The sequence below is a fragment of the Clostridia bacterium genome, assembly GCA_035561135.1.
GTDB lineage: Bacteria > Acidobacteriota > Terriglobia > Terriglobales > Acidobacteriaceae > DATMYA01.
In genome coordinates this window covers 1-8,364 of the sequence record DATMYA010000049.1, presented here as the reverse complement: position 1 = coordinate 8,364, position 8,364 = coordinate 1, and the positions used below count along the sequence as shown (strand labels likewise).

Below are 8,364 nucleotides of genomic sequence, written 5' to 3'. Positions count from 1 at the left end.
GCCCCACCGTTTCACGTACTGTTCGACATGCAGGAGCGGGTGCGCGTGCCGGGCGCCAACGTGGTGCACGGGTCCGGCATCGAACGCGGCGGCACGGAACCGCACTGGCGGGCAATCCTGGATTCCCGCGGCCGCATGATGATAGCGATCTGCTTCAACATGGACGTAGGCGACGGCTGGGAGTTCGCCGACGATCCCGATTACCCGGAGCGCCTGTCATCTGAAGCCATCCGGATGGGGACGAACTACGTGTTATACGCCATGACCCACTAAAGCCCGCGGGCGAGCCGCTGGCCAACGTTCTCCGGCGAATAAGGCCGCTTTCTTTTCTCCTCGAACGCCGCCTGGAGACTACGACCTAGAGGTACGACGGGGCGACCATGCTGCCGTGTAGAACGATGATCAGCGGCCACAAGGGCGTTTCTCGGGAGTAATCCAACGGAAGATCATTGCTCCGGTACTTCGGTATGGCCCCCGGCCACCCGTCTCGACCTGCCGTCTCGCAGGCCAGTACCCCAACAACGCGGAGACCATCCGGGCTCGCGAGGTTCACCCAAGCCAGTCTTGAGGCGCGGCGGAAAGGCCCGGGGAATCCGTTGAGGGGCCATTTATGATGACATGCAGCCGCCCTTCCGAAGGATCGGGAAGGTTCGACGCGTGAATACTGTAATCAATAGTGAATGAGCCAATCCGTGCTTCTGAGTCGAACATCACGTAGAACGCCTCAAGAGACTCAACGAATCCGTGCTTGAGCATGGCAATTGACACGTTGACGTCGTAGCTGTTTGTTCGGCGGATCCGTGGCGTACTGACGTTCGTGGGTCTTGAGAAATCCGGTAGATTGAGGGAAGGTACGCGCGCAAGAACGCTTGGGAGCTGAAAAGCGGACGCCATTCTCTCGGCGAGGGTTTCCGGCTTACGTGGCGGCTTCGGTTTCTGTGGTTTCTTCGGCAGCCCGCTTTCTGTAACCAGAGCGAAGCCATCCGGAAAGTGCAAAACAATGTCAAGACCTTCAGCGGGGCAAGTCCCTTCGTTCACTGCCAAAATATCTAGGCGCATTGTATTCGCTAGGAGCGCGTAGACGCGCTCTATGCCCACGACGTATTCCGCGTACGCAGCATAAAACAAATCAAGTTGCTCGTTATACTTCCCGATGTCTTCGGCTGGAATTTCGTTTAACGAGGCGAGAATCTGTTCCGACGAACGTGGTTGCTTGACCCCAGGCACTTCCATCTTCGTGTATTTGGCCCGAAGCTCAGCCGCGCTGGGGGTCTCGAACTTCAGCCGGTTCGGCGCTGGTAACTGCACTCTCAGTTGTGGTTCGTTGGTATTAAAGAGCAGCTTCACCTTAGGCAGGCGGTTGCGGAGCCGCATCACTTCAGATTCAAGTTCGCGGCGCTTCTTCTCCTCGGGGAGAAGTTCGTCGGGTAAACGCAGGCCCGCTGGTAATTGAACAACAGAGATACCGTGTGATTTCGCCTTAAGCTTCAGCCCCAAATCCGCAGTAACCAAGCGAGTTGCGCCTGAATCTGCTTCGATGTTGTATTCGAGCAGGCTCGCGATAAGATGATCATCTGCGATGTCGCGGGAAAGATTGAATGTGGCGAAGTCAATCAGTGGATCTTGATCCCGGAACTGGAGTTCGACACCATTCCGAATTAAAACCGGCCAGGCCCGCTCGGACCATTCGTCCAGGACCCTAAGGGCTGCAGCGGCTCGCTCTCGCGTTTTCAAAGATGTCGGAAAATCCTTGTGTCGGTTCAGCTCGCGAATGACGACCGGAGCCACTATTAAGCGTACGCCCGTCGAATGAAGCAGTGCCAGCCAGTCAAGTTGGTCGAGTCTCGGAAAATGTAGAAACGTGTTCGTATCGAGAAACGCGATGAGCTCCGGCATAGCTCCCCCGATCATAGCGCCGAGCACCTGGAGATTGCTGCGGAGAGATGTCCCGCGGCGTAGCTGACAATCAAGCACGCCAGGGCCGACACAGAGGTTGGGATGGCTGCATTCCCGAAACGAGTGGCAGCGGTTCGCTTCCGCCAAAAACTCCCCTGCCCCGGTTACGGCCGACGTACGCGAAACAGCACGCGCTAGCAGCTACACTATCCAGGAGAAAAAGGACTGATAAGGGATGGATTCTCTACGCCAACGCCTCAAGGAACTCGATCGGGACAAATTCGAGGACCTCGTGTTTATGCTTCTCACAGCACGACACCCGGACGCGAACATTCGAAAGGTCGAGGGTGCCGGCGGCGATCAGGGAATCGATGCGTTCATTGGCGACCTCGCCAGCGGCAGCACAATCTGGCAGGCAAAGAGCTTTCCTAACGGCGTCAAGAAATCACAACGAGAACAAATCAAGAAGTCCCTTCGCACGGCTAAAGAGCATCACAATCCCGAACGTTGGATTCTTTGCGTCAGCACGGACATGGACATCAAAGCTCACGAATGGTTCCAAACGTTCGCCAAAGGATACACACCGGGGCTTGCCATCGGCCTCATGACCGCAAGCGACATCATCAGCGAACTAATGCATCGAGATACGATAAGGAATCACTACTTCCCCGAACTCGGGCTTAGCATCAGGGACCTCCGGGCACTCGTGACCAAGACGGGCGAGTGCAGTGACGAAGAGCTACGGAACATGACCATAGAGAATGCCCGGCAGTATATTGAGAGGCTAAGGCAGCATGACGAGCGATTTGATTACGAACTTGTCATGACGACCGACAGGCCACCAAAGGCGGGCGGCAACCATGCGGCGTTCAGCGTTAATATGGGGAACGCTGTCATCAACGCATACGCCCGCGATAGACAGGCCCTTCGCGAGGACCCAATAAAACTCGACGTCTCGTTCATCGGGACCGGCGTCACCAAGATCGGCGAATACATCAGAACCGGACGAGGAACAACGTTCGATGCCAAAGAATTCACCAGATTGCGCACAACCCTGAACTTCCCTGACCTGCAAAACGCGGAAACACTCGCCCTCGGACCCCGACATGGCACGAAGCTCATCCCGACAAGGCTGACCATCGGCAACGAACATTTGAACGTGGTGTACGACTTCATCAACTTCGAGATAACGAGTCTAGGCACCGAAGAACTGACACTAACAAGCACGGGCAAGCAACCGTTCACGGTAACCATCACCATCAGGAACCAGCGAGGAGCCTTCAACATCGACCAATGCATGGAAGGTGCGCCCATCGCGAGCGTTCAAAGATACGCAGAGGCGCTCAACGTTCTTCAGACAACAGGCGAACTGCGACTCTACGACCTCGAAGACGAGCGCGAACTGTTCCACGCCAAGACCCACACAACACAAGTGCCCTCGCTCGACGAAGGACTTGTCCGACTGATTAAGGACGCTACCATCGTCGCCAAAGCATACGACGCAGACATCCGAATGCCAGCGGTCATCTCGGAAGGCGACGCGGAAACCATCGCATTCCTCATGAGCCTCATCAAGGGGACCTTCACTGGCATCAATGTCATCACGGGAACCCTCATCAAGGAGGACCGCGCGCAGAAATGGATCGACGAAGTAATCAAGGAGAATCCAACGGCCGGGATCAATCTGCATCACGACGGCATCACTCGTCAGTTCGGAGAATCAAAGATCAACACGGGGCCATTTGACCTTATAATCGAAGCGGTTCGGTTCACAGACGCAGCTCAAGTTCTCACGGCGTACAACGCTGCGCCTACGGGAGGGATCATCAGGATCAACTGCATCCCTGTTGGCAGCGTACGAGCGCAACGCACCGCGCATCCGACCATTCGAGCAGAGGAGCGCTAGAAGGCTAAATCGAAATACCTTGTGCCGGCGACGAAAACTGAAGCCAGGAAGTCCAACTGACGAGTGGGCTGCACTGGCTCGAAAGTGAGCCTGTGATGAGTCCCGCACGGGACGTTCGTTCATCGCGAGGCCTGTGCAGCGGCTGTATGCAGCAAGAACTGGCGGGACGAGCGTTCGCGCGATCAGTAACGATAAGTGGGCATCGAGGCTGGATCTCACCCAAGATATCCGCGCAGCCATGCGCACCTATTGGTCCGAATTGACAAATATTCTGACTTGCGGATTGGAGCCTCCGGACAGAGTCGAGTTCGTTGTGTCAGTGCAAGTCCGGTTGGGCAATGCGATTCGGTGCCCGGACCGTTCAGTCACTGTACGGACGGTGTTACAGCTGGATCAAAATAGTTGAACATCCTCGCCGCTCTGGCGCCCGACTGCTCTGGGGATCTCTTCGGCGATTCGGTGTGCGTCGTCGCAGAGGGAAACCGTGTCTCGCCGCGCAAGCGAGGCGAGACGAAAAGTGTTTTATAATACTTGCGGGTTCTAACCTCTTGAAAGTAACTGACCATGGAGAAATTGTCCTATCCCCACATCAGCACGATGAAATTGTGCGCCGAGAGGCCCTTACGCTTTTGCGCGACGGATATGACGTACAGGCTCGCTTAGGCGGATCGTTCAAAAGACCCGCATCGGTTCATGGGTACAGACCTGACATATTCGCCGCCAAAGACGGCAAACCGGTCATCGTTGAGGTGGTAAAGGGCAGTATCGACTGGCCGAAAACCTCCGCACTCGAACGCTACTCACAAGAGCACCCGGACGTAGAGGTCCGCATTATTCCGCCGGAGGGCACTTGGCCCACCAACAACGCTACGGCCGCGGAGCCGCGACAGCGCTTCCTGATTGGGGTTGCGAAATTACTCGGCATTGGCCCGACTAAAGACTCGATTCTATACGGCGCGCTTATCTGCCCTCCTTGGCTATTGCAGGAGATTGTCGATTGCATCGTGAAGAGTGATGGAAGCATCTCACTTGACATCACGACATTCAACCGCCTGATGGTCAACTGTAGACGCCCCCTCGCGTCGGAGCACTTTTTCAATTGGGTGTTTTCCGGTGTTACCACAATCGATGGCTTTGAGCACGCCGTTGACAGATATCGCGTTTCCGCGATGTGGGTCTTCGGAAATTTCAAGTTTGCCTATCGCGCCTTTGCCACCAGTTCGAAGCCTGAGTTCGAAGCCTGAGTTCGAAGCGCTGAAAGCCGCGTGTGCCGTACGTGACACCGCGTCCTTCGATGCCAGAACCGAATTCAAGGAAATCGCGACCATCCCAGAAGAAGATCTTCACCTGCTCGGATACTTGTCGTCCGCCGTCATCGAACCGTTCGTCTATTTGCAGACTATAGCTGAAGTGTCGCTCAACGAGAAGGATTTTTCTGCGCTACTCGCTAGCCTTCCGCCCGTTCTAAACGATCGACTCGCCCAGGTGCTGAACGGTCGCGATTGCTCCGACTTGGGGCAACTGGCGGCGACACTCAGGGCCGAGAGCAGTGCGCTTCTCACGCGACAGGAAGAAGCGAGAGATATTGGCCGGAAGAATACGCTCAGGTACCTGTCCCTACCCTATGTTGATGTCTACGTTGCGACGTCGATGCGCGCAGCGGCGGACTTCGTTAGCCAGCACAGATTCACCGAATCTGTGTTCGAAGATCGTTCTGTGAAGAACCTGAAACTTCGCTTCTTCGACCCAACCCTTTCTTACGAAGATGATCGGGTAACAAAAGGATTGATCGAATGCCTAATGCTGCAACGTGCTTCAGTCACGCTGTACAATGCGGGGACAACCGACACGATGGGCAAAGACTCTGAACTTGCGGCGACCCTTGCGCAGGGCAAGCCGGTCATCGTTTACGTCCCGGAGGGCACCGCGTTCGACAGGCGCGCAGACACGTTTCGGCTAGACCATCCTCTAGGGCTGCAGATTGATCATGATACTGGGGTTGCGCACGGTATTTTGGTTGCTCGAACTCCCGAGCACTGTGCAAAGCTGCTTCGCGGAGTGCTTCTGAATAACCTTGATCTTCACATTCTGCACGAGGGCGGCCTCTACTTGCTTGAGGAGCGCACGACGGGCAGCGTCGTTCGGGTTGTCACCGACAACGCCTTGATTACGCACGCCTTCTGGACGTACTTTCGTCATCATCAAGATAAGAGTTCCACCGTGCTGCAGGGTCTTTGACGTTGGAACGGCGGCGCGGGCTGGCGATTGGTACCGAAAAGTCGGCTTCCGACAGCCCAAGTTCCGGATTGCGCGTGACACGACCAGTTGACCATGAAGCGCCGAGCTAAACTGAGGGACAGGACTCCACATGACTCAAGGATCCAAATCCGCTGGTCAGCGGAGATCCTAGCGCCGCTGGAACCTGCGAAAGGAAGCGTATGTATGCCTCGAAACAAGATCTCTGGTGGTGTGGTTCACAGAATTCCCGCAGATCTGAAAAGAGCACTTGCATCCGACCCGCAGGCATTGACAGCATGGGAGGATATTACACCGCTCGCACGCAACGAGTGGATATGTTGGATTGACTCAGCTAAGAAAGCAGAAACCAGAAGCCGCCGGATCGAGTGGGGCTGTGCAAGCTTAAAGGATGGAAAACGACGGCCCTGTTGCTGGCCCGGATGCGCCCACCGCTAGGTTCAAGATGGTCAAACTGGGCAACCGGAACCGCGGACTCGAGTCTGCCACCTTCGGGTTTGCGAGTGATCGGCTTGGAATCCGCGGTGGAAAGCGGATCTCGGTCTCCGACGTCGTTGGCGCCAATCGCCCGGCCGCCGGAACGCAGTAGCCTGTGAGCATGCGCCTACTGCTCCCTATTCTCGCCGTCCCTCTGTTCGCCCAGACACCTTGTGCCGACATGGCTCGCCTGCCCGAAATCACCGCAGCGGCGCAAACCGCAACTCACTGCCGGGTTTCCATCACTCTCCGGCCGTCGGCTGATTCTGAAATCAAGTCCGAAGTCTGGCTGCCGGCGGCCGCCGATTGGAACGGCAAATTCCTCATGGAAGGCGGAGGCGGTTTCGTCGGTAGCGTCAACACCGGCGGAATGACGAAAGCCGTTCGCGAAGGCTATGCCAGTGCGTCCACCGACACCGGTCACACCGGCGGCAGCGGCAGTTTTGCACTCGGCCACCCCGAGAAGATCGTCGACTTCGCCTTTCGCGCCGTTCACGAAACCGCCGTCAAGGCCAAGGCGCTGGTAGCGGCCTATTATGGACGTGGCCCACGCCTGTCCTATTGGGAGGGCTGTTCAACAGGTGGACGCCAAGGTCTGATGTCAGCGCAGCGTTACCCGGAAGACTTCGATGGCATCATCGCCGGCGCGCCCGCTAACAATCAGATTTACCTTTGTGCCTGGCGCATGCGTCTGTTGATGACAGCGCTCAAGTCACCACAACACGCGCTGCCGCCTGAAAAACTTAAGCTTCTCAACGACGCAGTCCTCGACAAATGCGACGCCAACGACGGCGTCAAAGATCGCCTCCTCGAAGACCCCCGCGACTGCAACTTCGACCCCAGCGTCCTCAAGTGCAACGGCCCCGAAACCGCAAGTTGCCTCACCCCCCCGCAAATGGAAACCGTCAACGCCGCCTACACCGACGCACGTACATCCACCGGCGAACTCCTCTACCCGCGCCTCCCCTTTGGTGGTGAACTCGGCTGGCGCCTTCCCGCCGGCGCCACCCAACCCGGCGGCATGGACATCGACCTGTTCCGCTACATCGCCAATCAAAACCCCGCTTGGGATTGGCGCACCTTCGACCTCGAAAAGGACATCGAACGAGCACTCCGGCACGGGAAAGAAATCCAGGCTGTCAACCCAGACCTGGCAAAATTCAAAGCGCGCGGGGGCAAACTCCTCCTCTATCACGGTTGGAGCGACGGAGGTTCCGGCGGCACGATCTCCGCACTAAATACCATCTCTTATTACCAGTCCGTCCTGAGACAAATGGGCCCAAATCAAGAGAACTGGCTTCGTCTCTTCATGGTCCCCGGTATGGCCCATTGCGGCGGCGGCACCGGCCCCAATCAGTTCAACGCCCTCGCCGCGCTCGAACGCTGGCGCGAACAGGACGAGCCCCCCAAATCCATCACCGTCGCTAGAGTCAACGAACTTGGCGGCATCGACATGACTCGCTCCCTTTGCCCATGCCCGCAACGAACTGTCTATGAAGGAACCGGCAGTACCAACGACGCCGGGAACTACACCTGCAGAGTCCAGGGCTATTGACAAACTGGAAACGATTGACGTGGGCTGGGTTCCTTCCAGATGGCCGTGATCCACGATTAATGAAGGCAGCTCGGCGTCTTCACGTCATGCTCGCCGCGCTGCCTCGATGGCGGCGATATCGATCTTCTTCATCGTCATCATCGCCTGGAAGGCACGCTTTGCCTCACCGCCACCAGCCGCAAGCGCATCGGTTAGCGCGCGCGGGGTAATTTGCCAGGAGAGGCCCCAGCGGTCCTTGCACCAACCGCACGCGCTTTCTTGGCCGCCATTCCCG

9 protein-coding genes are annotated in these 8,364 nt (G+C 57.0%); 7 read left to right on the top strand and 2 right to left on the bottom strand.

Translation table 11 applies throughout. The features are described 5' to 3' along the window. Window positions 1-273: DUF4159 domain-containing protein (locus tag VN622_10420; protein HWR36271.1), on the top strand; the 273-nt coding region annotated here is incomplete at its 5' end. Between the two features lie 276 nt (window positions 274-549). Here the strand turns inward: VN622_10420 and VN622_10415 are convergent. Next, complete coding sequence (locus VN622_10415; protein HWR36270.1) at window positions 550-1,896, bottom strand: PIN domain-containing protein; 1,347 nt, start codon at window positions 1,894-1,896, stop codon at window positions 550-552. 235 nt (window positions 1,897-2,131) lie between these two features. Here VN622_10415 and VN622_10410 point away from each other — a divergent pair, with 235 nt between their 5' ends. The 6 genes from VN622_10410 (at window position 2,132) to VN622_10385 (ending at window position 8,090) form a co-directional block, all read left to right on the top strand. After that, on the top strand, window positions 2,132-3,802 hold the full coding sequence (locus tag VN622_10410; protein HWR36269.1) for a restriction endonuclease: 1,671 nt from the start codon (window positions 2,132-2,134) through the stop codon (window positions 3,800-3,802). A gap of 605 nt (window positions 3,803-4,407) precedes the next feature. Beyond that, window positions 4,408-5,046: a hypothetical protein gene (locus VN622_10405; GenBank protein HWR36268.1), complete on the top strand. Its 639-nt coding sequence runs from the start codon at window positions 4,408-4,410 to the stop codon at window positions 5,044-5,046. Next, window positions 4,997-6,040, top strand: a complete 1,044-nt coding sequence (locus VN622_10400; protein ID HWR36267.1) for a hypothetical protein — start codon at window positions 4,997-4,999, stop codon at window positions 6,038-6,040. The genes VN622_10405 and VN622_10400 overlap by 50 nt, the downstream gene beginning before the upstream one ends. Window positions 6,041-6,244: 204 nt before the next feature. Continuing rightward, complete coding sequence (locus VN622_10395; GenBank protein HWR36266.1) at window positions 6,245-6,496, top strand: YdeI/OmpD-associated family protein; 252 nt, start codon at window positions 6,245-6,247, stop codon at window positions 6,494-6,496. After that, complete coding sequence (locus tag VN622_10390; protein ID HWR36265.1) at window positions 6,450-6,647, top strand: hypothetical protein; 198 nt, start codon at window positions 6,450-6,452, stop codon at window positions 6,645-6,647. Before VN622_10395 ends, VN622_10390 begins: the two co-directional genes overlap by 47 nt. A 9-nt stretch (window positions 6,648-6,656) precedes the next feature. Then, window positions 6,657-8,090 (top strand): tannase/feruloyl esterase family alpha/beta hydrolase, encoded by a 1,434-nt coding sequence (locus VN622_10385; GenBank protein ID HWR36264.1) that lies wholly within the window; start codon window positions 6,657-6,659, stop codon window positions 8,088-8,090. 84 nt (window positions 8,091-8,174) lie between these two features. Here VN622_10385 and VN622_10380 read toward each other — a convergent pair. Beyond that, a partial coding sequence (locus VN622_10380; GenBank protein HWR36263.1) for a VOC family protein occupies window positions 8,175-8,364 on the bottom strand: 190 nt, incomplete at its 5' end.